1 protein-coding gene is annotated in these 514 nt (G+C 41.1%); it reads right to left on the minus strand.

Annotated elements, in window-relative coordinates; translation table 11 throughout:
* A partial coding sequence (locus ACFOUY_RS08905; RefSeq protein ID WP_378960158.1) for a reverse transcriptase domain-containing protein occupies nt 1-457 on the minus strand: 457 nt, incomplete at its 3' end.
* Between the last annotated feature and the right edge of the window lie 57 nt (nt 458-514).

Raw genomic sequence — 514 nt, forward strand, 5'->3', positions numbered from 1 at the left:
TCATTAACAGATCATGTGGGATATTATCGAAGAAACCTTTAATATCCACATCCAGAACCCAATCATGTTTCCAACATCTTGCTCTGGCAGTGCCGATGGCATCCTTAGCACTTTTGTTGGGACGATAACCATAGGAATCCTTATGGAATATCTTATCCAACATAGGTTCCAGAATCATTGTTACAGTAGTCTGTGCAATACGGTCAGTAACCGTTGGAATTCCAAGCGGACGCAGACCTCCACCTTTCTTGGGTATTTCCACCAGCAGAACAGGCAAGGGCATATAGCTCCCAGAACTCATTTGATTCCATAATCGGTAGAGATGGTTTCTGTGATCCTGTTCGTATTTGAACAGATTCAGTTCATCCACTCCGGCAGTACCACCATTAGCCTTTACCCGAACATATGCTTCTTGTAAGAGGAGCTTTGAAATACTAAATGGTTTTGTTTTGATCATTTCTGTACCTCCTATAGTTTAACCCATAGTTTTCTTTGTGATAAAACTGGATAATAC

Origin of the sequence: Pedobacter jamesrossensis, from assembly GCF_042650905.1 — a bacterium.
GTDB classification, from domain to species: Bacteria; Bacteroidota; Bacteroidia; order Sphingobacteriales; family Sphingobacteriaceae; genus Pedobacter; species Pedobacter jamesrossensis.